Origin of the sequence: Modestobacter excelsi (assembly GCF_005930495.1) — a bacterium.
In the GTDB taxonomy this organism is placed as follows: domain Bacteria; phylum Actinomycetota; class Actinomycetes; order Mycobacteriales; family Geodermatophilaceae; genus Modestobacter; species Modestobacter excelsi.
On sequence record NZ_SJEX01000020.1, the window covers coordinates 1 to 26,220 of the forward strand.

The 26,220-nt window shown below is 73.9% G+C and carries 24 protein-coding genes and 1 tRNA gene; 21 read left to right on the forward strand and 4 right to left on the reverse strand.

The annotated features are described in order from the left end of the window. Nucleotides 1–1,144 (forward strand): adenylate/guanylate cyclase domain-containing protein (locus FHL80_RS09240; protein WP_138733136.1); only part of this gene is annotated, 1,144 nt, incomplete at its 5' end. Between the two features lie 59 nt (nucleotides 1,145–1,203). Next, complete coding sequence (locus FHL80_RS09245) at nucleotides 1,204–2,844, forward strand: ABC-F family ATP-binding cassette domain-containing protein (protein WP_138733137.1); 1,641 nt, start codon at nucleotides 1,204–1,206, stop codon at nucleotides 2,842–2,844. Between the two features lie 70 nt (nucleotides 2,845–2,914). Here FHL80_RS09245 and FHL80_RS09250 read toward each other — a convergent pair. The 3 genes from FHL80_RS09250 to FHL80_RS09260 all read right to left on the reverse strand — a co-directional run bounded on the left by FHL80_RS09250 (nucleotide 2,915) and on the right by FHL80_RS09260 (nucleotide 4,656). Next, nucleotides 2,915–2,989, reverse strand: a tRNA-Arg gene (locus FHL80_RS09250). A 75-nt stretch (nucleotides 2,990–3,064) separates the two neighbouring features. Continuing rightward, nucleotides 3,065–3,805 (reverse strand): DUF305 domain-containing protein, encoded by a 741-nt coding sequence (locus tag FHL80_RS09255; protein WP_138733138.1) that lies wholly within the window; start codon nucleotides 3,803–3,805, stop codon nucleotides 3,065–3,067. A gap of 14 nt (nucleotides 3,806–3,819) precedes the next feature. After that, entirely contained in the window at nucleotides 3,820–4,656 is an 837-nt protein-coding gene (locus FHL80_RS09260; RefSeq protein WP_138733139.1) for a thioredoxin-like domain-containing protein, read from the reverse strand. A 208-nt stretch (nucleotides 4,657–4,864) separates the two neighbouring features. Here FHL80_RS09260 and argS point away from each other — a divergent pair, with 208 nt between their 5' ends. From argS to FHL80_RS09325, 13 genes are all read left to right on the forward strand, one after another. Beyond that, complete coding sequence (argS, locus tag FHL80_RS09265; RefSeq protein ID WP_138733140.1) at nucleotides 4,865–6,526, forward strand: arginine--tRNA ligase; 1,662 nt, start codon at nucleotides 4,865–4,867, stop codon at nucleotides 6,524–6,526. After that, on the forward strand, nucleotides 6,523–8,016 hold the full coding sequence (gene lysA / locus FHL80_RS09270) for a diaminopimelate decarboxylase (protein ID WP_138733141.1): 1,494 nt from the start codon (nucleotides 6,523–6,525) through the stop codon (nucleotides 8,014–8,016). The genes argS and lysA overlap by 4 nt, the downstream gene beginning before the upstream one ends. Nucleotides 8,017–8,083: 67 nt before the next feature. Then, nucleotides 8,084–9,382 carry a homoserine dehydrogenase gene (locus tag FHL80_RS09275; protein ID WP_138733142.1) on the forward strand — a complete coding sequence of 433 codons (1,299 nt, stop codon included), beginning with the start codon at nucleotides 8,084–8,086 and terminating at the stop codon, nucleotides 9,380–9,382. A 131-nt stretch (nucleotides 9,383–9,513) separates the two neighbouring features. After that, a complete protein-coding gene (gene thrC, locus FHL80_RS09280; RefSeq protein ID WP_138733143.1) occupies nucleotides 9,514–10,611 on the forward strand; it encodes a threonine synthase in 1,098 nt (365 codons plus the stop codon). Continuing rightward, nucleotides 10,612–11,565: a homoserine kinase gene (gene thrB / locus FHL80_RS09285; protein ID WP_138733144.1), complete on the forward strand. Its 954-nt coding sequence runs from the start codon at nucleotides 10,612–10,614 to the stop codon at nucleotides 11,563–11,565. It begins immediately after the preceding gene. Nucleotides 11,566–11,817: 252 nt separating this feature from the next. After that, complete coding sequence (rho, locus tag FHL80_RS09290) at nucleotides 11,818–14,019, forward strand: transcription termination factor Rho (RefSeq protein ID WP_138733145.1); 2,202 nt, start codon at nucleotides 11,818–11,820, stop codon at nucleotides 14,017–14,019. 127 nt (nucleotides 14,020–14,146) lie between these two features. Further along, nucleotides 14,147–14,389 carry a 50S ribosomal protein L31 gene (gene rpmE / locus FHL80_RS09295; RefSeq protein WP_138733146.1) on the forward strand — a complete coding sequence of 81 codons (243 nt, stop codon included), beginning with the start codon at nucleotides 14,147–14,149 and terminating at the stop codon, nucleotides 14,387–14,389. A 141-nt stretch (nucleotides 14,390–14,530) separates the two neighbouring features. Continuing rightward, a complete protein-coding gene (gene prfA / locus FHL80_RS09300) occupies nucleotides 14,531–15,607 on the forward strand; it encodes a peptide chain release factor 1 (RefSeq protein WP_138733147.1) in 1,077 nt (358 codons plus the stop codon). Nucleotides 15,608–15,621: 14 nt separating this feature from the next. Then, nucleotides 15,622–16,458 carry a peptide chain release factor N(5)-glutamine methyltransferase gene (gene prmC / locus FHL80_RS09305; protein WP_281283451.1) on the forward strand — a complete coding sequence of 279 codons (837 nt, stop codon included), beginning with the start codon at nucleotides 15,622–15,624 and terminating at the stop codon, nucleotides 16,456–16,458. Nucleotides 16,459–16,516: 58 nt separating this feature from the next. After that, entirely contained in the window at nucleotides 16,517–17,158 is a 642-nt protein-coding gene (locus tag FHL80_RS09310) for an L-threonylcarbamoyladenylate synthase (protein WP_138733149.1), read from the forward strand. 292 nt (nucleotides 17,159–17,450) lie between these two features. Beyond that, nucleotides 17,451–18,758: a serine hydroxymethyltransferase gene (gene glyA, locus FHL80_RS09315; RefSeq protein ID WP_138733150.1), complete on the forward strand. Its 1,308-nt coding sequence runs from the start codon at nucleotides 17,451–17,453 to the stop codon at nucleotides 18,756–18,758. Nucleotides 18,759–18,762: 4 nt separating this feature from the next. Next, nucleotides 18,763–20,034, forward strand: coding sequence for a glycosyltransferase family 4 protein (locus tag FHL80_RS09320; RefSeq protein ID WP_138733151.1), 1,272 nt, complete (start codon nucleotides 18,763–18,765; stop codon nucleotides 20,032–20,034). Then, nucleotides 20,031–20,492, forward strand: a complete 462-nt coding sequence (locus FHL80_RS09325; protein ID WP_138733152.1) for a Cg1360 family ATP-synthase-associated protein — start codon at nucleotides 20,031–20,033, stop codon at nucleotides 20,490–20,492. Before FHL80_RS09320 ends, FHL80_RS09325 begins: the two co-directional genes overlap by 4 nt. Before the next feature lie 120 nt (nucleotides 20,493–20,612). Here FHL80_RS09325 and FHL80_RS25360 read toward each other — a convergent pair whose 3' ends face one another. Further along, entirely contained in the window at nucleotides 20,613–20,771 is a 159-nt protein-coding gene (locus tag FHL80_RS25360) for a hypothetical protein (RefSeq protein ID WP_216870557.1), read from the reverse strand. 123 nt (nucleotides 20,772–20,894) lie between these two features. Between FHL80_RS25360 and atpB the strand changes: the two genes are divergently transcribed. The 6 genes from atpB to FHL80_RS09360 all read left to right on the forward strand — a co-directional run bounded on the left by atpB (nucleotide 20,895) and on the right by FHL80_RS09360 (nucleotide 26,155). Further along, nucleotides 20,895–21,713, forward strand: a complete 819-nt coding sequence (atpB, locus tag FHL80_RS09335; RefSeq protein WP_138733154.1) for a F0F1 ATP synthase subunit A — start codon at nucleotides 20,895–20,897, stop codon at nucleotides 21,711–21,713. A gap of 91 nt (nucleotides 21,714–21,804) precedes the next feature. Then, the gene (atpE, locus tag FHL80_RS09340) at nucleotides 21,805–22,032 is read left to right on the forward strand and encodes an ATP synthase F0 subunit C (protein WP_014742489.1); all 228 of its coding nucleotides are present in this window, start codon (nucleotides 21,805–21,807) and stop codon (nucleotides 22,030–22,032) included. 46 nt (nucleotides 22,033–22,078) lie between these two features. Continuing rightward, a complete protein-coding gene (locus FHL80_RS09345; RefSeq protein WP_216870558.1) occupies nucleotides 22,079–22,660 on the forward strand; it encodes a F0F1 ATP synthase subunit B in 582 nt (193 codons plus the stop codon). Then, the gene (locus FHL80_RS09350; RefSeq protein ID WP_138733156.1) at nucleotides 22,660–23,490 is read left to right on the forward strand and encodes a F0F1 ATP synthase subunit delta; all 831 of its coding nucleotides are present in this window, start codon (nucleotides 22,660–22,662) and stop codon (nucleotides 23,488–23,490) included. The genes FHL80_RS09345 and FHL80_RS09350 overlap by 1 nt, the downstream gene beginning before the upstream one ends. Before the next feature lie 65 nt (nucleotides 23,491–23,555). After that, nucleotides 23,556–25,193 carry a F0F1 ATP synthase subunit alpha gene (atpA, locus tag FHL80_RS09355; protein ID WP_138733157.1) on the forward strand — a complete coding sequence of 546 codons (1,638 nt, stop codon included), beginning with the start codon at nucleotides 23,556–23,558 and terminating at the stop codon, nucleotides 25,191–25,193. A gap of 2 nt (nucleotides 25,194–25,195) precedes the next feature. Continuing rightward, entirely contained in the window at nucleotides 25,196–26,155 is a 960-nt protein-coding gene (locus tag FHL80_RS09360; RefSeq protein WP_138733158.1) for a F0F1 ATP synthase subunit gamma, read from the forward strand. Nucleotides 26,156–26,220 lie beyond the last annotated feature (65 nt).

Genomic DNA, 26,220 nt, shown 5'->3' on the forward strand with positions numbered 1-26,220 from the left:
GCACCCACCCCGGCCGGTGGTTGACCCCGACCCGCGGGAGAGCCTGGAGCGGCTGCTGCTCGACGGGCCGCGCCGGTACACGCGCGCGCAGGTGGCCGCGCTCGCCGGGATGCTCCCGGAGCGCACGCAGCGGTTGTGGCGGGCCCTCGGCTTCGCCGACGTGGCAGACGACGACGCGGCCTTCACCGATGCCGACGTCACCGCCCTCGCCCGGCTGTCGGCGCTGATCGACACCGGCTTCGTCGACCCCGGCGCGGAGGCCTCGATCGCCCGGGCGCTGGGGCAGTCGCTGGCCCGGCTGGCCGACTGGCAGACCGACATGATCGCCGCCCTGCTGCTGGACCGCGCGCACGGTGGGCCGGACGCCCAGCAGGCGGTCGAGGAGGGGGTCGTGCGCTCGGCGGAGCAGCTGCTGCCGCTGATGCGCGAGCTGCAGGACTACGTCTGGCGCCGGCACCTGGCGGCCAACGCCGGCCGGCTGTTCGTCGCCGACCCGGGGACGGTGGACCGCCGGGAGCTGGCCGTCGGCTTCGCCGACCTGGTCGGGTACACGTCGCGCAGCCGCGGCATGGGCGGCCGGGAGCTCGGCACGATGGTCGAGGACTTCGAGGGCCTGGCGGCCGACCTGATCGCCCGGCACCACGGCCGGGTGGTCAAGACCGTCGGGGACGGCGTCCTCTTCACCGCCCCGGAACCGGCCGACGCCGTCGACATCGGGCTGCGGCTCCCCGAGGAGTGGAACGCCTCGGACCGGCCGCCGCTGCGGGTCGGCGCCGCCTTCGGCCCGGTGCTCACCCGGCTGGGCGACGTCTACTCCCCGGTGGTCAACCTGGCCAGCCGGCTCACCTCGCTGGCCCGGCCCTCCACCGTGCTGGTCGACCAGCAGCTGGCCCGGCGACTGCGCGGGCTGCCGGACTACCGGGTGCGGCCGCTGCGCCGGGTGTCGGTGCGCGGCTACGACCAGCTTCAGCCCTGGCTGGTCCGCCGCGCGGGCGCCGACGCCGACGTCCCCCCCGGGGTCGCCTCCCTCGAGCGGCTGCTCGACGAGATCGCCGACGACGTGCTGACCGGCGCGGCCGACGAACCGTCGAGCGGGAGCTGGGACGAGGAGTCGCCGGACGCCGGCGGTCCGTTCGCGGACTGAGCGGGGCGGGCGTCGACACCGCGTGACCCGGTGTCCCGGGCGGTCGGCACGATGGAGGGGTGTCCGCAACCCTGCTCGCCCGTGGTCTGGCCGCCGGTCACGGCGCCCGCGTCCTGTTCACCGACCTCGACCTGGTCGTCGCCTCGGGTGACGTCGTCGGCCTGGTCGGGGTGAACGGCGCAGGGAAGTCCACCCTGCTGCAGACCCTCGCCGGGGTGCTCCCGGCCGAGGCGGGGGAGATCTCGCTGAGCCCGCCGTCGGCCACCGTCGGCTACCTGCCGCAGGAGCCCGAGCGGCGGCCGGGGGAGACGGTGCTGGACGCGCTCGCCCGGCGCACCGGCGTGGCCGAGGCCCAGAGGGCCATGGACGCCGCGCTGGAGGCGCTGACCGAGGGGGCGCCGGGGGCGGACGACGTCTACGGCGACGCGCTGGAGCGCTGGCTGGCCCTGGGCGGCGCCGACCTCGCCGAGCGGGCGGAGGAGGTCGTGGCCTCCGTCGCCCCGGGCGTCGCCCTGGACGCGCCGACGGTCGGGCTCTCCGGAGGGGAGGCGGCCCGGGTGGGCCTGGCCTCGCTGCTGCTCAGCCGTTACGACGTCCTGCTGCTCGACGAGCCGACCAACGACCTCGACCTCGCCGGGCTGGAGCAGCTGGAGACCTTCGTCACCAGCTTGCGCACCGGCGTCGTCGTGGTCAGCCACGACCGCGAGTTCCTGGCCCGGACCGTCACCCGGGTGGTCGAGCTCGACCTGGCCCAGCAGCTGGTGCGGGTCCACGACGGCGGGTACGAGGCCTACCTGGTCGAGCGGGAGGTGGCCCGCCGGCACGCCCGCGAGGAGTACGAGGAGTACTCCGACACGCGGTCGGGCCTGGAGGACCGCGCCCGGGTGCAGCGCAGCTGGATGGCCAAGGGCGTCCGCAACGCGGTGCGCAAGCAGGGCAACGAGCCGGACAAGAACATCCGGGCGCACATGCGGGCCACGTCGGAGAAGCAGGCGGCGAAGGCCCGGCAGACCGACAAGCGGATCGAGCGGCTCGAGGTCGTCGAGGAGCCGCGCAAGGAGTGGGAGCTGCGGCTGGAGATCGCCGCGGCGCCGCGCGCCGGCGCGGTCGTGGCGACGCTGCGGGGCGCCGTCGTCCGCCGGGGCGGGTTCACCCTCGGCCCGGTCGACCTGCAGGTCGACTGGGGCGACCGGGTGGCGATCACCGGCGCCAACGGGTCGGGGAAGAGCACCCTGCTGGCCGCGCTGCTGGGCCGGGTGCCGCTGGACGAGGGGACGGCGTCGCTCGGCTCCGGCGTGCGGCTGGGCGAGGTCGACCAGGCGCGCGGCCGGTTCCTCGGCGACGAGCCGCTGGCCTCGGCCTTCGGCGCGGAGGTGCCCGACCTGCCCGACGCCGAGGTGCGCACCCTGCTGGCCAAGTTCGGGCTGCGCGCCGACCACGTGCTGCGACCCGCCGGCACGCTGTCGCCGGGGGAGCGGACCCGCGCGGCGCTGGCACTGCTGCAGGCCCGCGGGGTGAACGTGCTGGTGCTCGACGAGCCGACCAACCACCTGGACCTGCCGGCGATCGAGCAGCTGGAGCAGGCGCTGGCCGACTACCCGGGCACGCTGCTGCTGGTGACGCACGACCGCCGGATGCTCGAGGCGGTGCACACCACCCGCCGGTTCGAGGTGGTCGAGGGCCGGGTGCACGCGGGCTGACCGGGGGCGACGCCGCCCGCCGCGGCCGAGGGGCCGGGCGGGCGGTGTGTGCGGTGCGAGCCTGGGCTGGTGGTGCCCCCGGCAGGATTCGAACCTGCGCCCCTGCCTCCGGAGGGCAGTGCTCTATCCCCTGAGCTACGGGGGCTCGTCATCGCTGGCGCCTGTCGTGCTCGGCGCCCGGACGACGTTACCAGCAGCGCCCGCCCGGTCGGCGGGGGGCTCAGGGGGCCGGCAGCGGAGCGCCGCCGCGGGCCCGGAGCATCTGCTCCATCGTCGTGGTCTCCGCCGTCTGCGTCTGCGCGATCGACCGCGCCAGGCCCCGCACCACCGCCTCGCCGGCGTGCTGCTGGCCGTACTGCGCCATCTCCAGCCCGCCCTGGTGGTGCCGGATCATCAGCTGCAGGAACATCACGTCGAACGGGGTGCCCGACAGCGAGCGGAGCTGGGCCAGCTCGGTCTCGGTGGCCATGCCCGGCATCACCGCACCGTCGGCGGACCCGGTGGCGGACATGTCGTGCCCGGACACATCGTGCCCGGACACGTCGTGCCCGCCTGCGGCCGCGTCGTCCATCCAGCCCATCGTGTCGCCGCTGGTCAGCGGCAGGCCCCACAGCGTCAGCCAGCCCTGCATGCGGCCGGCCTGGTTGGTCTGGGTGGAGGCGATGTCGAAGGCGAGCAGCAGCACCTCGGGGTCGGTGCTGCGGCCGGCCGCCAGGTCGGCCATCTCCACGGCCTGCAGGTGGTGCCGGGACATGTCCCGGGCGAAGCCGGCGTCGACCGAGTCCGCGGCCGGCTGCTCGGTCCGCCCGATGCCGAGCGCCACCGCCAGGCCGCCGCCCAGCGCCAGCAGCCCCACGGCGATGACCGTGACCAGCACCGCGGTCAGCCACGACCGTGGCCGGCGCCCGGGAGGGGTCGGTGCGGTGGTCGGCTCGACGTCGTCCACGGCTGGGTCGTCCATGGTGGGGGTGTCCGTCAGGGCGCCGGGGTCTCGGTGGCGGCCGGGGTGGTCGACGTCGGCGCGTCCGTGGCCGGGGTCTCGGTGGTCGCTGCGTCGGTCGCCGCCGAGGCGGCCCCGCGGCTGCTGTCCCCGACGACGAGCGGGTCGCTGATGAACGTCGGGTTCTCGCAGCTGGCGCCGACCTCGGGGTAGAAGTCCGCGTTGAAGGTCATGAAGTCGACGAACTGCTGCACCCGCTCGTCGGCCGCGGAGTCCACGGACAGCTGGTGGTTCCAGGACTGCAGGCTGATCGTCGAGCCCAGCCCGGCGTAGGGGGAGAGCAGCAGGCCGGAGCGGCCGTCGACCAGGTCCTCGAGGGTGGAGAGGTCGTCGTCGCTGATGGCGTCCGGGTCGTAGGTGATCCAGGTGGCGCCGTGCTCCATGGAGTGGACGGCGTTCTCGTGCCGGATGTCGACGTCGTAGACGGTGCCCGTGCAGTCGGCCCACTCCGGGTCGTGCGGGCCGCCGACCGGCGGGGACTCGGTGTAGGTCACCGGGGTGGTGACGTGCTGCTGGCCGCTGGCGTAGTCGAAGGTCCGCAGGTCGGCGATCTGGTCGGCCGAGGTGACCTTGTCGGCGTTGGAGCGGTTCACCTGGACGACGGCGTAGGTGATGACCGCGGCGGCGAAGACGACGACGGCGACGGCCGCGGCGATCAGCCCCCACGGCCGCTGCTGGGTGACGACGTTGGCCGGCGGCCGGGTGCGCCCGCCCTGGCCGGGGCGCTGCCCGGTCGCCCTGCTGGCGCCGGACCCCCCACGGGACGGGCCGCTCTTCGCGCGGCCGTTCTCGGGCTCGGGGTCCTTGGCCACTACCGCTCCTCGCTGCGCCGGCGTCCCGGCAGCGCGTGCGCGCTCCCCGGACCGCGCCGGTCCACGCGGACCGGCGGCAGCGAGTGTAGGTGGGGCGGCTGTGCGAGCCGGGCCCTCCGCACGGCCCGTCGACCCGGCTGGGGCCGCGGAGGCGGGAGGGGCTGCCGGGGCCGGGAAGGAGCGCGGCGGGGCTCAGTACGCTGGATCGGTGACACCCGAGCAGCTCAGCGACGTCGTCCGGTCCGCACTCGCGGCGGCCGTGGAACGAGGCGTGCTCGCGGTCGACGTCCCCGCCGAGGTCGTCATCGACCGGCCGAAGAACCCCGAGCACGGCGACTACGCGACCAACGTGGCGCTGCGGCTGGCCAAGGCGGCCGGCCGGCCGCCGCGCGAGGTGGCCGAGGTGCTGGCCGCCGAGCTGCGCGCGGTCGACGGCATCGCCGGGGTCGACGTCGCCGGCCCGGGGTTCCTCAACATCACCCTGGCCAGGGACGCGCTGGGCGCGATCGCCGTCCGCGCGGTCACCGCGGGCGAGGCGTACGGGCGCACCGGCACCCTGGCCGGACAGCGGCTGAACCTGGAGTTCGTCTCGGCGAACCCGACCGGGCCGGTGCACATCGGCGGCACCCGCTGGGCCGCGGTCGGTGACGCGCTGGGCCGGCTGCTGACCGCGAGCGGCGCCGAGGTGTCCCGGGAGTACTACTTCAACGACGCCGGCGCCCAGATCGACCGGTTCGCCCGGAGCCTGGTGGCGGCGGCGCACGGGCAGCCCGTGCCCGAGGACGGCTACGCCGGGGACTACATCGGCGACATCGCGGCCCAGGTGGTCGCCGCCGAGCCGGGCGTGCTGGAGCTGCCCGCCGAGGAGCAGCAGGAGCGGTTCCGGGTGCGCGGCGTCGAGCTGATGTTCGACGAGATCAAGCGCAGCCTCGCCGGGTTCGGCGTCGTCTTCGACACCTACTTCTCCGAGAAGACGCTGCACGACAGCGGCGCGCTGGAGAAGGCGGTCGCCCGCCTCCGCGAGCAGGGCCACGTCTACGAGGCCGAGGGTGCGGTGTGGCTGCGGACGACGGACTTCGCCGACGACAAGGACCGGGTGCTCGTCAAGCGCGACGGTGAGCCGACCTACTTCGCCGCCGACTGCGCCTACTACCTGGACAAGCGGGAGCGCGGCTTCGACAAGGTCGTGATCATGCTCGGCGCCGACCACACCGGGTACGTGGGGCGGTACAAGGCGCTGGTCGCGGCGATGGGCGACGACCCGGGCGCGAACCTGGAGATCCTCATCGGCCAGCTGGTGAACCTGGTCCGCAACGGCGAGCCGGTGCGGATGAGCAAGCGGGCCGGCACGGTGGTCAACCTCGAGGACCTGGTCGAGGCGATCGGTGCCGACGCGGCCCGCTACGCCCTGGCGCGGGCCTCGGTCGACCAGCAGATCGACCTGGACCTGGACGCCTGGACGCGGCAGACCAACGACAACCCGGTCTTCTACGTCCAGTACGCGCACGCCCGGATCTCCTCGCTGCTGCGCGGCGCGGGGGACCTGGGGCTGGTGCTGGGCGAGGCCGGTGACGTGGACACCTCGCTGCTGGCCGAGCAGCGGGAGGGCGACCTGCTGCGGGCGGTCGGCGAGTTCCCGCGGGTGGTCGCCTCCGCCGCCGAGCTGCGGGCCCCGCACCGGGTGGCCCGGTACCTGGAGGAGCTGGCCGGCACCTACCACCGCTTCTACGACTCCTGCCGGGTGCTGCCGCGCGGTGACGAGGAGGCGACCCCGCTGACCACGGCCCGGCTCTGGCTGTGCGCGGCGACTGCCACCGTCCTGCGCAACGGCCTGGACGTGCTGGGCGTGCACGCCCCGGAGCGGATGTGAGGGCGCACCCGGCCGGGCCGCTGCACGGCAACATCGCCCCGCCGCCCGCGGCCGGCCCCGCCCCGGCCGACCTCGGCGCGCTCGACCCGCAGGTGTGGCCGCGGTCGGCCCGCCGGGTCGACGGGGAGCTGCAGCTGGCCGGTCGCCCGGTCACCGAGCTGGCCCGGGAGCACGGCACGCCGCTGTTCGTGCTGGACGAGGCGGACTTCCGCAGCCGGGCCGCGGACTTCGCCGGTGCCTTCGCCGGTGCCGACGTGCACTACGCCTCCAAGGCGTTCCTCTGCGGCCAGGTGGCCCGCTGGATCGCCGACGACGGCCTGCACCTGGACGCCTGCAGCGGTAACGAGCTCGCCGTCGCGCTGGCCGCCGGGTTCCCCGCCGAGCGGATCGCGCTGCACGGCAACAACAAGTCGCTGGTGGAGCTGCAGCTGGCCGTCGACGCCGGCATCGGCCACGTGGTGCTGGACTCCTTCGACGAGATCGACCGGCTGGTGCCCCTCGCCGCGGCCCGGGTCGCCGCGGGCGGTGCGCCGGTGCCGGTGCTGATCCGGTCGACGGTCGGCATCGAGGCGCACACCCACGAGTTCATCGCCACCGCCCACGAGGACCAGAAGTTCGGCTTCTCGCTGGCCACCGGCGACGCGCTGACCGCGGCGGTGCGGGTGATCCGGGAGCCGGCGCTGCGGCTGGCCGGGCTGCACAGCCACATCGGCTCGCAGATCTTCGACACGGCCGGCTTCGAGGCCGCCGCGCACCGGGTGGTCGGGCTGCTCGGCCAGGTGCACCAGGCCACCGGTGAGCTGCTGGGCGAGCTGAACCTCGGCGGCGGCTTCGGCATCGCCTACCTCGCCGAGGACGACCCGGTCACGCCCGCCGACGTCGCCACGAAGCTGCGCTCGGTGGTCGCCGCCGAGTGCGCGGCGCTGGGCCTGCCGGTGCCCCGGCTGGCGGTCGAGCCCGGCCGGGCGATCGCCGGGCCCGGCACGGTGACCCTCTACGAGATCGGCACCATCAAGCCGGTCCGGCTCGGCGCCGGTGGCACCCCCGGCGCCCCGCTGGTGCGCAACTACGTGTCGGTCGACGGCGGGATGAGCGACAACATCCGCACCGCCCTCTACGACGCCAGCTACACCTGCGTGCTGGCCAACCGCAGCTCCGACGCCCCGCCGGCGCTGTGCCGGGTGGTGGGCAAGCACTGCGAGAGCGGCGACGTGCTGGTCCGCGACCTGTGGCTGCCCTCGGACGTCGTCCCCGGCGACCTGCTCGCCGTGGCCGCCACCGGCGCCTACTGCTGGTCGATGGCCAGCAACTACAACTACCTGCTCAAGCCGCCGGTGGTCGCCGTGCGCGACGGTGCCGCCACCGAGATCGTGCGGCGGCAGACACTGTCCGACGTGTTCGCCCTCGACGCCGTCCTCGCCGACGTCCCCGCCCCCTCGCCGGCGATCGACCAGCCGGCGCCCGAGCACGCAGCAGGAGCCACCTCGTGAGTGATGTGAAGACGACGGGCGAGCGAGCTCCGGCCGCCGAGGAGCAGGACGAGTCGGGAGTCGAACGATGAGTGACGCGCTGAAGGTCGCCCTGCTGGGCTGCGGGACCGTGGGGGGTGCGGTGCTGCGGCTGCTGACCGAGCAGTCCGACGACCTCGCCGCCCGGATCGGCCGGCGGGTCGAGGTGGCCGGGGTCGCCGTCCGCCGTCCCGACCACCACCCCGAGGTCCCCGCCGAGCTGCTCACCACCGACGCGCACGGGCTGGTCACCCGGCCCGACGTCGACCTGGTGGTCGAGGTGATCGGCGGCATCGAGCCGGCCCGCGGCCTGCTGCTCGCCGCCATCGGCGCCGGCAAGTCGGTGGTCAGCGCCAACAAGGCCCTGCTGGCCGAGGACGGCGTCGCGCTGCACGCCGCGGCCGGGCAGGCCGGGGTCGACCTGTACTACGAGGCCGCGGTCGCCGGGGCGATCCCGCTGCTGCGGCCGCTGCGCGAGTCGCTCGCCGGTGACCAGCTGCGCCGCGTCGTCGGCATCGTCAACGGGACGACGAACTACATCCTGTCCCGGATGGCCGAGACCGGCGCCGGGTTCGGCGAGGCGCTGGCCGAGGCCACCGAGGCCGGCTTCGCCGAGGCCGACCCGACCGCGGACGTCGACGGCTTCGACGCCGCCGCCAAGGCCGCGATCCTCGCCTCGCTGGCCTTCCACACCCCGGTCACCGCGGCCGACGTGTACCGCGAGGGCATCTCGGCGGTGTCGGCCACCGACGTCGCGCGGGCCGCCGAGATCGGCTGCACGGTGAAGCTGCTGGCCATCTGCGAGCGGGTGGCGGGCCCGGACGGCGCGGACGACGGGGTCGCCGTGCGGGTGCACCCGGCGATGATCCCGACCACCCACCCGCTGGCCGCGGTCGGCGGCGCCTTCAACGCCGTCTTCGTCGAGGCGGAGGCCGCCGGCGAGCTGATGTTCTACGGGCGCGGGGCCGGGGGAGAGCCCACCGCCAGCGCCGTCCTCGGTGACCTGGTCGCGGTGGCCCGCAACCGGCTGGCCGGTGCGGCCGGGCCGGGGACGACGGGCTACGCCGGGCTGACCGTCCGGCCGATGGCGGACACCCCGACCCGGTACCACGTGAGCCTCGACGTCGCCGACAAGCCGGGCGTGCTGGCGACGGTCGCGCACGAGTTCGCCGCCCACGGGGTCAGCATCGCCACCGTCCGCCAGGACGGGCACGGCGAGGCGGCGACGCTGGTGATCGTCACCCACCGGGCTCCGGACGCGGCGCTGTCCGCGACGGTGACCCGACTGCGGGAGATGGCCGCCGTCCGGGGCGTGACCAGCGTGCTGCGGGTCGAGGGGCTGGCCTGACCGACGCCCCGGTCGTGCCGCGCGGTGGGCACGGAGGTGCGGGGGGCCGCGACGGCCGCCCGTAGGATTCCCGTCGCTGTGCCGGGCCGCCTGCCGACCCCGGCCCGACGACCGTGCCGGGAAGGGCTGTCATGACCGGAGCACACACCCTGCGAGGTGCCGTCTCGCCGTACTGGCCGGGCCTGATCGAGGCCTACCGGGACCGGCTGCCGGTGAGCGACTCGACGCCGGTGGTGACGCTGCAGGAGGGCGCCACCCCGCTGGTGCCGGCGCCGGAGCTGTCCCGCCGCACCGGCTGCGAGGTGTGGCTGAAGGTCGAGGGCGCGAACCCGACCGGCTCGTTCAAGGACCGCGGCATGACCATGGCCATCACCAAGGCCGTGGAGGAGGGCGCCCAGGCGGTGATCTGCGCGTCCACCGGCAACACCAGCGCCAGCGCCGCGGCCTACGCCGCCCGGGCCGGGCTGGTCTGCGCCGTGCTCGTGCCGCAGGGGAAGATCGCCACCGGCAAGCTCGCCCAGGCGCTGGTGCACGGCGCGAAGCTGCTGCAGGTCGAGGGCAACTTCGACGACTGCCTGGCGCTGGCCAGCAAGCTCGCCATCGACTACCCGGTGAGCCTGGTCAACAGCGTCAACCAGTACCGCATCGAGGGGCAGAAGACGGCGTCCTTCGAGGTCGTCGACGTCCTCGGCGACGCCCCCGACGTGCACTGCCTGCCGGTGGGCAACGCCGGCAACATCACCGCCTACTGGCAGGGCTACCGGGAGTACTGCAGCACGTCGGAGACCCCCGGCCCCGCGACCCGCACGCCGCGTATGTGGGGCTTCCAGGCCGCGGGGGCAGCGCCGATCGTCTCCGGCCAGGTGGTCCCGCACCCCGAGACGATCGCCACCGCGATCCGGATCGGGAACCCGGCGTCCTGGACCAAGGCGCTGGCCGCGCGGGACGACTCCGGCGGCCGGATCGACGCCGTCACCGACCGGGCGATCCTCGCCGCCTACCGGCTGCTCGCCCGCACCGAGGCCGTCTTCGTCGAGCCGGCGTCGGCGGCGTCGGTCGCCGGGCTCCTGCAGGTCGCCGAGGCCGGCGGGCTCGAGCGCGGCCAGCGGGTGGTCTGCACCGTCACCGGCAACGGCCTCAAGGACCCGGACTGGGCGATCTCCGGCGCCCCGGCGCCGGTCACCATCCCGGTGGACTCGGCCGCCGCCGCCGCGCAGCTGGGACTCTGAGTGGCGCAGGCCGTCCGCATCCGGGTGCCGGCGACCAGTGCCAACCTCGGCCCCGCGTTCGACTGCGCGGGGCTGGCGCTGTCCTGCTGGGACACCCTGGACGTCGCGGTCACCGACGGCGGGCTGGACGTCACGGTCACCGGGGCCGGAGCCGGTGAGCTGCCCACCGACGAGCGGCACCTGGTCGTGCAGGCCTTCCGCGCGGCCAGCGCCGAGCTGGGCTGGACGCCGCCCGGCCTGCGGCTCTCGGCGCGCAACGGGATCCCGCAGGGGCGGGGGATGGGCTCGTCGGCCGCCGCGGTGACCGCCGGCGTGCTGGCGGCCTGGTCGCTGTGCCCGGACGTCGCGGGTGTCGACGACGCGGCGGTGCTGCGGCTGTGCTCGGAGATCGAGGGTCACCCGGACAACGTCGCGCCCTGCCTGCTGGGCGGAGCGACGCTGTCCTGGACGACGTCGTCGGGTGCGCGGGCCGAACGGCTCACCGTCGACCCCCGCGTGGCCCCGGTGTTGTTCGTGCCGAGCGGGACGTTGTCCACCCACGTGGCCCGCGGGCTGCTGCCCGACGTGGTGCCGCACGCCGACGCGGCCCACGCCGCCGGGCGCTCCGCGCTGCTGGTGCACGCGCTGACCCGCGAACCCGCGCTGCTGTTCGAGGGCACCGAGGACCGGCTGCACCAGGTGCAGCGGGCGTCGGCCATGCCCGAGAGCGCCGCGCTGCTGGTGGCCCTGCGCGCCGCCGGTCACGCCGCGGTGGTCTCCGGGGCCGGGCCGTGCCTGCTCGCGCTGGCCGTCCTGGGCCACGACGAGCACGCCGGCGACCCGGGCTCGGCCGCCGAGGTCAGGGCGCTGCGGCGCAGCACCCCGGAGGGCTGGGAGTGCCGGCCGCTGCGGGTCGACCACACCGGGGCGGTCGTCGTCCCGCTCGGTGCTGATCACGATCCTGTATCGTTCTGACCATCCGGAACACACCTACGAGGGACTGTGTTGTGGACGATGTCGGCCTGTGTCTAGGCTGACTCCGTAGCCGCCTCCGGGCGAGCCTCACGCGGGGCGTCTGCCGCGATCCGTCGCCGCTGACCCGCCTCGCATCCACAGACCCGCCTCTCCTGATCGCCGCGCCGAGTCCACGCCCGGGCTCGCGCCGTGTCGGGAGCGGGTCACCTCCTGCGCTGGTAGGCGCAGGTCACCGCAGGGAAGGACCTGTACGTGAGCGAGACCACCGACCTCATCGACGGCGCGACCACCGCCCCGTCCGACGAGGCAGCTGCCACCGCCGGGACGGCCCCCCGTTCCCGCCGCCGTGGCAGCGGACTGTCCGGGATGCTGCTGCCCGAGCTGCAGCGCCTGGCCGGCGAACTCGGCATCCCGGGCACCGGGAAGATGCGCAAGAGCGACCTCGTCGCCGCCATCTCCGAGCGGCAGGTGGGCGGGTCCGACGGCGCTGCCGACGCCCCGGCCGCGCCGGCTGCCCGGACCAACGACGCCGCGTCGTCCGCGCCGCTGGAGGCCCCGGTCTCCGGTGGTGCCAACGGCACCCCGGTGACGCCGCCGACCGCCACCGGTCCGGCCACCGACACCCCGGCCGCCGAGCCGGCCGCGGCCGAGAGCCCGGCTGCCGAGGCCGCGCCGACCGGTCGTCGCCGCCGTGGCGCGAGCCGCCCCGCCGGCGCCCCCACCGCGGACGCCGCCGTCGAGGCCCCCAGCACCGACGCGTCCGCCGGTGCGGCCGAGCCGACCGCCGAGACCCCGTCCCAGGCTCCGGCCGAGGGCCGGGCCGAGGGCGAGCGTCCCAACCGCAACCGCAGCCGGGACCGCGCCGAGCGCGCGCCCCGTGACGGTGCCGAGCGTGCGCCGCGTGACGGTGCCGAGCGTGCGCCGCGTGACGGTGCCGAGCGCGAGGAGCGCGCCCCCCGGGACGGCGCCGGGCGCGAGGAGCGCACCCGCGAGGAGCGCCCCCGCGACGGGGACCGGTCCGAGCGGGACGGCGAGGAGCGCGGCGGCCGGAACCGGACCGACGGTGAGCCCACCGGGAACCGCAGCGGCCGCAACGACCGCAACCGCACCGACGGTGCCCGCGACGGCAACCGCAACGACGCCGGCCGCACCGAGCCCCGTCCCGAGGCGCGCACCGACGAGGACGACGACGACTTCGAGGGTGGCGGCCGCGGTCGCCGGGGTCGTCGCTACCGCGACCGCAACCGCCGCGGCGGCAACGCCCCGGCCGGTCGCGAGCGCTTCGAGCAGGGCGAGCCGACCGTCAGCGAGGACGACGTCCTGCTGCCGGTGGCCGGGATCCTGGACGTCCTGGACAGCTACGCGTTCGTCCGCACGTCGGGTTACCTGACCGGCCCGAACGACGTCTACGTGTCGCTGTCCCAGGTGCGCCGGTACGGCCTGCGCCGCGGCGATGCCATCACCGGCGCCGTCCGCCAGCCCCGCGAGGGCGAGCGCAAGGACAAGTACAACGCCCTGGTCCGGCTGGACTCGGTCAACGGCCTGGACCCCGAGCAGGCGCGGAACCGGCCCGAGTTCACCAAGCTGACGCCGCTCTACCCGCAGGAGCGGCTGCGGCTGGAGACCGAGTCGCACCTGATGACGACCCGGATCATGGACCTGGTCATGCCCATCGGGAAGGGCCAGCGGGCGCTGATCGTCAGCCCGCCGAAGGCCGGCAAGACGATGGTGCTGCAGTCGATCGCCAACGCGATCTCCACGAACAACCCCGAGGTCCACCTCATGGTCGTGCTCGTCGACGAGCGGCCCGAGGAGGTCACCGACATGCAGCGCTCGGTGAAGGGCGAGGTCATCGCCTCGACCTTCGACCGGCCGCCGGCCGACCACACCACGGTCGCCGAGCTGTCCATCGAGCGGGCCAAGCGGCTGGTCGAGATGGGCCACGACGTCGTCGTGCTGCTGGACTCGATCACCCGGCTCGGTCGCGCCTACAACCTGGCGGCCCCCGCCAGCGGGCGCATCCTCTCCGGTGGTGTGGACTCCACGGCGCTGTACCCGCCGAAGCGCTTCCTCGGTGCGGCCCGCAACATCGAGAACGGCGGCTCGCTGACGATCATCGCCTCGGCGCTGGTCGAGACCGGGTCGACGATGGACACGGTCATCTTCGAGGAGTTCAAGGGCACCGGTAACGCGGAGCTCAAGCTGGACCGGCGGCTCGCCGACAAGCGGGTCTTCCCCGCCGTCGACGTGAACGCCTCCAGCACCCGCAAGGAGGAGATCCTCCTCTCACCGGACGAGCTGGCCATCGTGATCAAGCTCCGCCGGGTGCTGTCGGCGCTGGAGCCCCAGCAGGCGCTGGAGCTGCTGCTCGACCGGATGCGGAAGACCCGCAACAACATCGAGTTCCTCATGCAGGTGCAGAAGACGACGCTGGGCGTGGGCGACAAGGAGTGACCCGGCCGGTCGCGCTGGTCTCCCGTCTGGGAGACTTGCCGACCGAGCCTCCGCTGCCGGGTCACGCCCCAGCTCCCGGCGGCCTCCGTTCCACCAGATCCCGAGACCAGAGAGAGGGTGTACGGGCATGAAGGCCGACATCCACCCGGACTACCACGTCACCACCGTGACGTGCGGTTGCGGCAACACGTTCACCACCAAGAGCACGGCGCCCGGCGGCACGATGACCGTCGAGACCTGCTCCGCCTGCCACCCGTTCTACACGGGCAAGCAGCGCATCCTGGACACCGGTGGCCGCGTCGCCCGCTTCGAGAAGCGGTTCGGCAAGCGCAACGCCGGCGCCGCTGCGGACGCCTCCGCCGACAAGTAGCACCTCCGACGGCGCCCGCGCCGCCCTGCACCGGGGCGGCGCGGGCGCCGTCGTCATGTCCGGCCCGACCCTCTCGCTCCCCGCGCCGGGAGCGAGTTCGTCGTCCCGGCCTTCCGCACTGAGAGTGAAGAGGTGGATCTCGTGAGCGGCACCGAGACCGGCAGCGACCGGCTCGCCGGCCTGCTCGCCGAGCACCGCGAGCTGGAGGCCGAGCTGGCCGACCCGGCGGTGCACGCCGACGCCGGCCGCGCCCGCCGGCTGGGACGGCGCTATGCCGCGCTCGCCCCGGTGGTGGAGACCGTCCGCGCCCTGGACGCCGCCCGGGACGACCTGGGCGCCGCCCGCGAGTTCGCCGCCGAGGACGCCTCCTTCGCCCGCGAGGCCGAGCAGCTGGAGGCCACGGTCACCGACCTGACCGCCCGGTTGACCGAGCTGCTGCTCCCGAAGGACCCCGACGACGACAAGGACGTCATCCTCGAGATCAAGGCGGGTGAGGGCGGCGCGGAGTCCGCGCTGTTCGCCGGGGACCTGCTGCGGATGTACCTGCGCTACGCCGAGCGGCGCGGCTGGTCGACCGAGGTGCTGGAGGCCGTCGACGCCGAGCTGGGCGGGTACAAGGACGTCGCGGTGGCGATCAAGTCGCGCACCGACGAGGGCATCTTCGCCCGGCTGAAGTTCGAGGCCGGCGTGCACCGGGTCCAGCGCGTGCCGGTCACCGAGTCGCAGGGCCGGATCCACACCTCCGCGGCCGGGGTGCTGGTGCTGCCCGAGGCCGAGGAGGTCGACGTCAGCGTCGACCCCAACGACCTGCGGATCGACGTCTTCCGCTCGTCGGGGCCGGGCGGGCAGAGCGTGAACACCACCGACTCCGCCGTCCGGATCACCCACCTGCCCACCGGCATCGTCGTCAGCTCGCAGAACGAGAAGAGCCAGCTGCAGAACCGCGAGTCCGCGCTGCGGGTGCTCCGGTCGCGGCTGCTGGCCGCCGCCCGCGAGGAGGCCGCGGCCACCGCCTCGGACCAGCGTCGCAGCCAGGTGCGGACGGTCGACCGCAGCGAGCGGGTGCGCACCTACAACTACCCGGAGAACCGGATCTCCGACCACCGGGTCGGCTTCAAGGCGCACAACCTGGACGCCGTGCTGGACGGCGAGCTGGACCCGGTGCTCGACGCGCTGACCGCCGCGCACACCGCCGAGCTGCTGGCGGCCGGCTCCTGAACGCCCGCGGCCTGCTGACCGACGCCGCCCGCCGGCTCGCGGACGCGGGTGTCGAGTCCCCGCGGGTGGACGCCGAACTGCTGCTGGCCGCGGTGCTCGCGGTGCCCCGCGCCCGGCTGCTCACGCTGGACGAGGTGCCCGCGGACCTGGCCGGCCGGTTCGCCGGGCTGCTGGACCAGCGGCTCTCGCGGGTGCCGCTGCAGCACCTGACCGGCACCGCGCCCTTCCGGCACCTCGAGCTCGCCGTCGGCCCCGGCGTCTTCGTGCCCCGCCCGGAGACCGAGCAGATCGCCGGTTGGGTGCTCGGGCGGATCGCCGGCCTGACCGCGCCGACCGTCGTCGACCTGGGCGCCGGTTCCGGCGCCATCGCCCTGTCGGTCGCGAACGAGCACCCCGGTGCCCGGGTGGTCGCCGTCGAGCGGGACCCGGCGGCGATCGAGTGGACCCGGCTCAACGCCGGCACCCGGGCCGCGGCCGGCGACACCCCGGTGGAGGTGCTCGCCGGGGACATGACCGATCCCGGGCTGCTGCGCGAGCTGGACGGGTCGGTCGACGTCGTCGTCTCCAACCCGCCGTACGTCCCCGACGACGCCCGGCTGCCCCGCGAGGTGGCCGACCACGACCCGCCGCTGGCGCTGTGGGGCGGGCCGGACGGCCTGGACGTCGTCCGCGGGCTGCTGGTCACCGCTGCCCGGCTGGTGCGGCCCGGCGGCTGGCTGGGCATCGAGCACGCCGACCAGCAGGGGGGTGCGCTGCCGGCCCTGGTCCGCAGCGCAGGCGGCTGGACCGGGGTCGCCGACCACGCCGACCTCGCCGGCCGGCCGCGGTACACGACGGCCCGGCGGGCCTGAGCCGGTCCGCCGACCGCTGAGCCGGGGCGGGGGAGGGCAGGTGACAGACTGCGGACCCGTGGCCGACCTCTTCGACTGCAGCGACCCCGACCAGCGCGAGACCGGCCTCACCGCCGCGGCCACCGCGCTGTCCCGTGGCGAGCTGGTCCTCCTGCCCACCGACACCGTCTACGGGGTGGCCGCCGACGCGTTCACCCCGGCGGCGGTCACCAAGCTGCTGGCGGCGAAGAACCGCGGCCGCAGCATGCCGGTGCCGGTGCTCATCGGTGAGGCCACGACGCTGGCCGGCTTGGTGACCGTGGTCCCGCCGGTCGCCCACGACCTCGCCGAGGAGTTCTGGCCCGGCGGGCTGACCCTGGTCGTGGAGCACGCGCCGTCGCTGGCCTGGGACCTGGGGGAGGCGGAGGGCACGGTCGCCGTCCGGCTGCCCGACGACGACGTCGCCCGCGACCTGCTGCGCCGCACCGGACCGCTCGCCGTCTCCAGCGCCAACCGCTCCGGCCGGCCGGCCGCCGCCTCGGCCGCCGAGGCGCAGTACCAGCTGGGCGAGCACGCCGCCGTGGTCCTCGACGGCGGCTCCCGCACCGGCTCGGCGGCCAGCACCATCGTCGACTGCACGGCGCCCACCCCGCGCGTGCTCCGCCTCGGCGCGATCGACCTCGACCGCCTCCGCGTGGTCGTCCCCGACATCCAGGACTGAGGAAGGACCCCGCTGCCCCCCATCGCTCGCAGGCTCGCGGCGGGCCCCCGCAGCGGGGCCGGGGACGAGTACGGACCCGCGGTGCGAAGCACCGCTGTGCGAGGGTGGCGCGGGCCCGGAGGGTCCCGCCGTCATCGCACGAAGCGGCTCAGCGTGAGCCGGGAACGGCAATTGGCCGCGGTGCGGTCCGGAGGACCGCCGTGTCAGAGCGATACCGTGGTGCGACAGCCGCGCACCCGTCCAGTCCCGGCGCGCGCGGGTACCCGCACCGAGCCGCAGGAGTGCACCTCTGATGAGCACCCCCGCCACCACCCCGTACTGGGGGCCCGACTTCGAGGCCCTCACGGCGTTCGACCCGGAGATCTCCGGCGTCGTCGTGGACGAGCTCGACCGGCTCCGCAACGGCCTGCAGCTCATCGCGAGCGAGAACTTCACCAGCCCGGCGGTGCTCGCCGCGCTGGGCAGCACGCTGTCGAACAAGTACGCCGAGGGCTACCCCGGTCGCCGGTACTACGGCGGGTGCGAGGTCGTCGACCGCGCGGAGGAGCTGGGGATCGCCCGGGCCAAGGAGCTCTTCGGCGCCGAGCACGCCAACCTGCAGCCGCACTCCGGGGCGAGCGCGAACCTGGCCGCTTACGGCGCCTTCCTGCAGCCCGGCGACACCCTGCTGGGCATGGCGCTGCCGCACGGCGGGCACCTGACCCACGGCACCAAGGTCTCCTTCTCCGGCAAGTGGTTCAACGCCGTGCAGTACGGGGTCGACCCGGAGACCGAGCACATCGACTACGGCCAGGTCCGCGACCTGGCCCGCGAGCACCGCCCCAAGCTGATCATCGCCGGTGGTTCGGCGATCCCGCGGCTGATCGACTTCGCCGCGTTCCGGGAGATCGCCGACGAGGTCGGCGCCGTCTTCATGGTCGACGCGGCGCACTTCATCGGCCTGGTCGCCGGGAAGGCGATCCCCTCGCCGGTGCCCTACGCCGACGTCGTCACCTTCACCACGCACAAGGTGCTGCGCGGCCCCCGCGGCGGCGCGATCGTCTGCAAGGCCGAGCACGCCAAGGCCATCGACAAGTCCGCGTTCCCGATGATGCAGGGCGGACCGCTCATGCACGCCATCGCGGCCAAGGCGGTGAACCTCAAGGAGTGCCTGCAGCCGGAGTACCAGGTCTACGCCCGGCAGGTCGTCACCAACGCCCAGGCGCTCACCGAGGGCCTCGCCGCCGAGGGGCTGCGCCCGGTCGCCGGCGGCACGGACACCCACCTGGCGCTGCTCGACCTGCGCGAGGTCACCGACACCGCCGGTGAGCCGGTCACCGGCAAGGTGGCCGAGGCCCGCTGCGACGCCGCCGGCATCGTGCTGAACAAGAACGCGATCCCGTTCGACCCGCAGCCGGCGTCGGTCGCCTCCGGCATCCGGGTCGGCAGCCCGTCGGTCACGACGCAGGGGATGGTCGAGAGCGACATGAAGACGATCGCCTCGCTGATCGGCACCGCGATCCGGGACGCCGAAGGCGCCCGCACCGCCGAGGTCGCCGCGGGTGTCCGCGAGCTGGTCGCCGCCCATCCCGCGTACCCCGAGCCCACCCGGACCGTCTGACCCCATGCGCGAGTACGCCGTCGTCCTCCTCGTTGCGGCGCTGGTCACCTTCCTGGCCACGCCGGTCGTCCGGGTGGCGGCGGTCCGGTTCCGGGTGATGGCCGAGGTCCGCGACCGGGACGTGCACGTCATCCCCACCCCCCGCGGCGGGGGAGTGGCGATGTACCTCGGGGTCGCGGCCGGGGTGCTGGTGGCCTCGCAGCTGCCCTCGCTGCAGCGCAGCTTCGAGTTCAGCACCCAGACCATCGCCGTCCTGGCCGCGGGCGGGCTGATCTGCCTGCTCGGTGTGCTCGACGACCGGTTCGGCCTGGACGCGCTGACCAAGCTGACCGGTCAGATCGCCGCAGCCGGGGTGATGGTGCTGCTCGGCGTCCAGCTGGCGTTCCTGTTCCTGCCGGTCGCCGACATCGGCACCCTGTCGCTGGGGCCGGACGTCGGCGTGCCGGCCACCATCCTGCTCACCGTGTTCACGGTGAACGCGCTGAACTTCATCGACGGCCTGGACGGCCTGGCCGCGGGGGTCTCCGCGATCGCCGCGCTGGCCTTCTTCGCCTACAGCTACCACCTGGGGCTGGTCGGCTACGACGACGTCGCGAGCGCCCCTGCGCTGATCACCGCCGTGCTCGCCGGCGCCTGCCTGGGCTTCCTGCCGCACAACTTCAGCCCGGCCCGGATCTTCATGGGCGACTCCGGGTCGATGCTGGTGGGGCTCATGCTGTCGGCGGCTGCAGTCTCGGCGACCGGCCAGACCGACTCCCAGACGCTCGGGTCGGCGGCGAACCTGCTGCCGTTGACCCTGCCGCTGCTGGTGCCGTTCGCCGTCCTCTTCATCCCGTTCATCGACCTGGTCATGGCCGTCGTCCGGCGGACCCGGCGGGGCCAGTCGCCGTTCAGCCCGGACAAGCTGCACCTGCACCACCGGCTGCTGTCGATCGGGCACTCGCACCGCCGGGCGGTGCTGATCATGTACTTCTGGGCCGCGCTGCTCAGCTTCGGCGCCGTCGCCCTGTCCATCACCGGGGGGACCGTCGAGGTGCTCGTCATCGTCGGCGCCCTGCTCGTGGTCGGGGTCGTGGTCGTGCTCAGCCCGCGGGCCCGTCGCGCCGCGATCGCGGCGCGGGAGGCCGAGCTGGCTGCCCTCAAGGAGCGCAGCCGGGCTGCGCACCCGGCCAGCCGGACCCCCCGCGGCGGACCTGCGGCCCCCACCGTCCCGGTCCCCGCGCCCTCGGGCCCGGGGCCGCTGCCGACCAGCAGGACGGCGGGGGTGCGGCGATGAGCGCGTCGGACGCCCAGCGCGCGCAGCCGCGGAGCCAGGCGCCGTGGGACCTGTCCTTCCTGCGCGTGGGGGCACTGGTCGCCCTCGCCGTGACCGTCGTCGCCGTGCCGGTCACGGGTCTGCTGGCCGGGTGGCCCGAGGCCGTGGGCGTGCTGTCCGGCGCCGCGGTCGTGACGGCCTTCTTCTGCGTCTCCGGCCTGGTCATCGCCTGGGCCGGGAAGATCGACGACACGTACACCCTGCCGGCCGCCCTCGGCACGTTCGGGGTCAAGGCCCTGCTGCTGTTCGCGTTGCTCAACGCGCTCCCGGAGGACGGGTGGCTCGACCGACGCGCGCTGGCCTGGGCGGTCATCGTCGGGGCGCTGCTGTGGAGCGTGGTCCAACTCCGCTGGGTCTGGACCCGGCAGCTGTACTACGTCACCCCGCCGCCCCCTCCCGGCCACGGCACAGCGAACTGACAGGGCGGAAGGCGGAAGTGCCGGAAATCCGCCGGACACGCGGCTGATAGGGTCCGATCCGATGGCCGAGGACACTCCCACCCCTGGGGGCGCCCGACCACGACCTGCGAGTCCAGCCCGTCAGCCCAGCGGTAGCGGGGCCGACACCGGCTGGGCGGTCACCGGGACGATGATCTCCGGCATGGCCGTGTGGGGCGGGGCCGGGTGGTTGCTCGACCGCTGGCTGGACATCACGGTGTTCTTCCCGGTCGGCATCATCTTCGGCATGGCAGTGGCCATCTACCTGGTGGTCAAGAGGTACGGCGCCGCCGACCCGCTCCCGGGTCAGCGGACGACGAAGACCTCGGGCGGACGACGGAGCCGACCCGGGACAGGAACGACAAGGACGCAGAAGGGACAACGGTGACCTCCAGCGCCCTCGCGCTCGGCGACGTGCTCGCCGCTAACGGCGAAGGCTTCGAAGCCCCGGGCCTCGGCGAGTTCTACCCCGAGGTGATCGCCAACTTCTCGGTGCTCGGGGTGGACTTCGAGATCACCCGGATCACGCTGATCCTCTGGATCGCGACCCTGGCCCTCGTCGCCTTCCTCTACCTCGCCTCGCGGAACGCCAAGATCGTCCCGGGCAAGCTCCAGTTCGTCGGCGAGACCGGCTACTCGCTGGTCCGGGACGGCATCGCCCGCGACGTGGTCGGTCCGCGCGGGCTGCCCTTCGCGCCGTTCCTCGCCTCGCTGTTCTTCTTCATCCTGGCGAACAACCTGATGGCGATCATCCCGTTGGCGCAGATCTCGCCGATGAGCAAGTTCGCCTTCCCGCTGGTGCTCGCCGCCATCTGCTGGGTGCTCTACATCTACATCGGCATCCGGGAGCAGGGCGCCGGCCGCTACTTCAAGGACATCCTGTTCCTGCCGGGCGTGCCCAAGCCGATGTACATCCTGGTCACGCCGATCGAGATCCTGCAGAACTTCGTCGTCCGGCCGTTCACCCTGGCCGTCCGGCTCTTCGCGAACATGTTCGCCGGCCACATGCTGCTGGTGGTGTTCTCCCTGGGCGCGGTCTACCTCTTCCAGGTCGGCAACTACTCGGTCGTCTTCGGGCCGGTCTCGGCGCTGATGGCGATCGTGATGACCTTCTTCGAGCTGCTGGTCATCTTCCTGCAGGCCTACGTCTTCACCGTGCTGATGGGCACCTACCTCAACGGGTCCATCGAGGCCGAGCACTGATCCGCACGACCACCTGAACCGCACCACCCCGCACGATCCCGCCAGCCGCCCGGAACGATCCGGGCGACCGACACAGGAGGAACACCCCGCAATGGACGTTCTGGCAGAACTGACCGGCAGCATCGGCTCGGTCGGTTACGGCCTCGCCGCGATCGGCCCCGGCATCGGTGTCGGCATCGTGTGGGCGGCCTACATCCAGGCCACCGCCCGGCAGCCCGAGTCGGCCGGCCTGACCCGGACCTACGCGTTCCTCGGGTTCGCGCTCTCCGAGGCGCTGGCGCTGATCGGCTTCGTCGTCCCCTTCGTCTTCGGCACCTGATCCCGCTCCCCCGAGCGCGGATCCCGACACCTGGATGGTGGACACCATGCTGATCTGGGCAGCTGAGGAAGAGCACAACCCGCTCCTCCCGCCCCTGGGCGAGATCATCATCGGCCTGATCGCCTTCGCGATCGTGCTGTTCGTGATGTTCAAGTTCGTCGCCCCGCAGTTCGAGAAGGCCTTCGTCGCACGTCGCGACGCGATCGAGGGCGGCATCGAGCGGGCCGAGGCCATGCAGGCCGAGGCGAAGGCGGCGCTGGAGCAGTACCGCGCCCAGCTCGCCGAGGCGCGCACCGAGGCGGCGCAGATCCGCGACGCAGCGCGTGCCGAGGGGCAGCAGATCATCGAGGAGCTCCGCGCCCAGGCGCAGGAGGAGTCGGCCCGCATCCTCGCCCGTGGCGAAGAGCAGCTGGCCTCGTCCCGGCAGCAGGTGGTCAACGAGCTGCGCGGCCAGATCGGGACCCTCGCGGTCGACCTGGCCGGCCGGGTGGTCGGCGAGTCCCTGGCCGACGACGCCCGCCGCAGCGGGACCGTCGACCGGTTCCTCGACGACCTCGACGGCATGACCGCGGCCAGCAGCGACGGCCGTGGGGGCAGCTCGGTCTACGTCCCGCAGGACGCCCGCTGATGCACGCGTCGAGCCGGGCGGCCCTCGAGGCGTCGCGGGAGGCGCTGCAGGCGCAGACCGGTGGCGCCCGCAGCCGCACCCGCGGGGAGGCACTGCTGGCGCTGGCCGACGAGCTGTTCGCCGTGGCGCACCTGCTCGACGGTCAGCTCTCCCTGCGCCGGGCCCTGTCCGACGCGTCGGTCCGGCCCGACGACCGGGCCGGGCTGGCCCGGCGCCTGTTCTCCGGCAAGGTGGGTGAGGCGACGCTGGACGTCGTCGCGACCGTGGCCCGGCAGCGCTGGTCGCGCCCGCTGGACCTCGTCGAGGCGACCGAGACCCTGGCGACGGAGGCGGCGCTGGACGCCGCCGACGCGCGGGGCGAGCTGGCCGACGTCGAGGACGAGCTCTTCCGGTTCAGCCGGATCGTGGCAGGCGACGACGACCTGGCCCGGATCCTCGGGAACCGGTCGGCGCCCCGTGAGGGCAAGACCGCGCTGCTGGACCGGCTGCTGTCCGGGAAGGTCAGCCCGGTCACCGAGCGGCTCGTGCGGAACGCATTGACGAGTTCGCACGTGCACAGTGCGGAGAACGAGATCGAGCGGTTGTCCACCGCGGCGGCCCGCCGGCGGGGTCAGTCCGTCGCGCACGTGATCAGCGCGGTCCCCCTGTCGGGTGCGCAGGAGCAGCGTCTGGTCGACGTGCTCGAGCGCATCTACGGGAGGACCATGGGCCTGCAGGTCCAGGTCGACCCCGAGGTGCTCGGAGGTCTCGTCATCCGGGTCGACGACGAGGTCATCGACGGCTCGATCGCCCACCGACTCGAGGCCGCCGGCCGGCGGCTGGCCGGCTGACCCCGGCCGCACCGACCGACCGACCGCTCACCACAGACACACCAGCAGAAGAGGACGCGAGAGCCATGGCCGAGCTGACGATCTCCGCGGACGAGATCCGCAGTGCCATCCAGAACTACGTCTCCGACTACACCCCGGACGTCTCCCGCGAGGAGGTGGGTGTCGTCACCGAGGCCGGTGACGGCATCGCCCGGGTCGAGGGCCTGCCCTCGGTCATGACCAACGAGCTCCTCGAGTTCGAGGGCGGGGTGCGCGGCCTGGCCCTGAACCTCGACGTGCGCGAGGTCGGTGTGGTCATCCTCGGTGACTTCGCCGGCATCGAGGAGGGCCAGACGGTCCGCCGTACCGGCGAGGTGCTCTCCGTCCCCGTCGGCGACGGCTACCTCGGCCGGGTCGTCGACCCGCTGGGCAACCCGATCGACGGCGCCGGCGAGATCGCCACCACCGGCCGTCGCGCGCTGGAGCTGCAGGCGCCGACCGTGGTGCAGCGGCAGTCGGTGCACGAGCCCATGCAGACCGGCATCAAGGCGATCGACGCCATGACGCCGATCGGCCGCGGCCAGCGCCAGCTGGTCATCGGCGACCGGCAGACCGGCAAGTCGGCGATCGTGCTGGACACGATCATCAACCAGAAGCAGGCCTGGGCCACCGGCGACCCGTCGCAGCAGGTGCGCTGCATCTACGTCGCCGTGGGCCAGAAGGGCTCCACCATCGCCGCCACCCGCGCGGCGCTGGAGGACGCCGGGGCGATGGAGTACACGACCATCGTCGCCGCCCCCGCCTCCGAGGCCGCCGGCTTCAAGTACATCGCCCCCTACACCGGCTCGGCCATCGGCCAGCACTGGATGTACGAGGGCAAGCACGTCCTGATCGTGTTCGACGACCTGTCCAAGCAGGCCGAGGCATACCGCGCCGTCTCGCTGCTGCTGCGCCGTCCGCCGGGCCGCGAGGCCTACCCCGGCGACGTCTTCTACTTGCACTCCCGCCTGCTGGAGCGCTGCGCGAAGCTCTCCGACGACCTGGGGGCGGGCTCGATGACCGGATTGCCGCTCATCGAGACCAAGGGCAACGACGTCTCGGCCTACATCCCGACCAACGTCATCTCGATCACCGACGGGCAGATCTTCCTCGAGACCGGTCTGTTCAACTCCGGTGTGCGCCCGGCGATCAACGTCGGCGTTTCGGTGTCCCGCGTCGGCGGCTCCGCGCAGATCAAGGCGATGAAGTCGGTCGCCGGACGGCTCCGTCTGGACCTGGCCCAGTACCGTGAGCTCGAGGCCTTCGCCTCGTTCTCCTCGGACCTCGACGCCTCCAGCCGGGCCACCCTGGACCGCGGCCAGCGCCTGGTCGAGCTGCTCAAGCAGGGGCAGTACTCGCCGTACCCGGTCGAGCGCGAGGTCGTCTCGCTGTGGCTCGGCACGACCGGCAAGCTGGACAAGGTCCCGGTCCCCGACGTGCGCCGCTTCGAGTCCGAGTTCCTCGAGTTCATCGGCCGCGGCGACAACCCGATCTTCGACACCATCCGGGAGTCCAAGAAGCTCGACGACGACACGGTGGGCAGCCTGGAGCGGGCCGTCGAGACCTTCTACGGGCAGTTCACCACCTCCGACGGTGAGTCGCTGCAGGTCAACGACCCCGAGGTCGAGGCCCTGGACGCCAGCCAGCGCGGCCAGGAGACCGTCCAGGTCAAGCGGAGCGCCTGAGCATGGCCGGTTCCCTCCGCGCGCTGCGGCGCCGCATCCGCTCCACCCAGTCGACGAAGAAGATCTTCTCGGCCCAGGAGCTGATCGCCGGTGCCCGCATCGTGCGCGCCCAGAACCGGGTGGCGGCCTCGAAGCCCTACGCCCGGGAGATCACCCGGGTGCTGTCCGCGCTCGCCGGCTCGGCGAGCCTGGACCACCCGCTGCTCACCGAGCGCCCCGACGCCCGGCGGGTGGCGGTCCTGGTGATCACCTCCGACCGGGGCTTCGCGGGCTCCTACAACGTCAACGTCCTGCGCCGCACCGAGGAGCTGCTCGGCCTGCTGCGCCAGGAGGGCAAGGAGCCGGTGCTCTACGTCGTCGGCCGGAAGGGGGAGACCTACTACCGGTTCCGCGACCGTGAGTTCGCGGAGTCCTGGACCGGTTTCTCCGAGCAGCCCAACTACACCGACGCCCAGGAGGTCGGCCGCACGCTCATCGACGCCTTCACCGCTGGTGAGGACGACGACGAGGGCGGCGCGGGCGCCGACGGCATCCTCGGCGTGGACGAGCTGCACATCGTGTTCACCGAGTTCCGCTCGCTGCTCTCGCAGGTCCCCGTGGCCAACCGGATGGCTCCGCTGGTCGTCGAGGAGGTCGAGGAGTTCCGCGACGAGCAGGACGGCTCGGGGCGCACCAGCGAGATCCCGACCTCCTACGAGTTCGAGCCGTCGGCCGAGGCGCTGCTGGACGCGCTGCTGCCGAAGTACGTCACCACCCGCATCTACGCGGCGATGCTCGAGGCGGCTGCCTCGGAGTCGGCCTCGCGGCGGCGGGCGATGAAGTCGGCGTCGGACAACGCCGAGGAACTGGCGAAGAACCTCGCCCGGCAGGCCAACCAGGCCCGGCAGGCGGAGATCACCCAGGAGATCAGCGAGATCGTCGGCGGTGCCGACGCGCTGGTGTCCGCAGGCAGCGACGACTGAGCCGCAGCACGCACCACCGAGCACGGCCCCGGTCGCGGCGGCAACCGCCGCGGCCGGGGACACTG

Excerpts from the sequence above, each read along its gene's own strand:
- FHL80_RS09255 (WP_138733138.1), bottom strand. The coding sequence starts at position 3,805 with ATGGACGACCCAGCCGTGGACGACGTCGAGCCGACCACCGCACCGACC.
- FHL80_RS09275 (WP_138733142.1), top strand. The coding sequence starts at position 8,084 with ATGAGTGACGCGCTGAAGGTCGCCCTGCTGGGCTGCGGGACCGTGGGG.
- thrC (WP_138733143.1), top strand. The coding sequence starts at position 9,514 with ATGACCGGAGCACACACCCTGCGAGGTGCCGTCTCGCCGTACTGGCCG.
- rpmE (WP_138733146.1), top strand. The coding sequence starts at position 14,147 with ATGAAGGCCGACATCCACCCGGACTACCACGTCACCACCGTGACGTGC.
- glyA (WP_138733150.1), top strand. The coding sequence starts at position 17,451 with ATGAGCACCCCCGCCACCACCCCGTACTGGGGGCCCGACTTCGAGGCC.
- FHL80_RS09320 (WP_138733151.1), top strand. The coding sequence starts at position 18,763 with ATGCGCGAGTACGCCGTCGTCCTCCTCGTTGCGGCGCTGGTCACCTTC.
- FHL80_RS09325 (WP_138733152.1), top strand. The coding sequence starts at position 20,031 with ATGAGCGCGTCGGACGCCCAGCGCGCGCAGCCGCGGAGCCAGGCGCCG.
- FHL80_RS25360 (WP_216870557.1), bottom strand. The coding sequence starts at position 20,771 with ATGGCCACTGCCATGCCGAAGATGATGCCGACCGGGAAGAACACCGTG.
- atpE (WP_014742489.1), top strand. The coding sequence starts at position 21,805 with ATGGACGTTCTGGCAGAACTGACCGGCAGCATCGGCTCGGTCGGTTAC.
- FHL80_RS09345 (WP_216870558.1), top strand. The coding sequence starts at position 22,079 with ATGCTGATCTGGGCAGCTGAGGAAGAGCACAACCCGCTCCTCCCGCCC.
- FHL80_RS09350 (WP_138733156.1), top strand. The coding sequence starts at position 22,660 with ATGCACGCGTCGAGCCGGGCGGCCCTCGAGGCGTCGCGGGAGGCGCTG.
- atpA (WP_138733157.1), top strand. The coding sequence starts at position 23,556 with ATGGCCGAGCTGACGATCTCCGCGGACGAGATCCGCAGTGCCATCCAG.
- FHL80_RS09360 (WP_138733158.1), top strand. The coding sequence starts at position 25,196 with ATGGCCGGTTCCCTCCGCGCGCTGCGGCGCCGCATCCGCTCCACCCAG.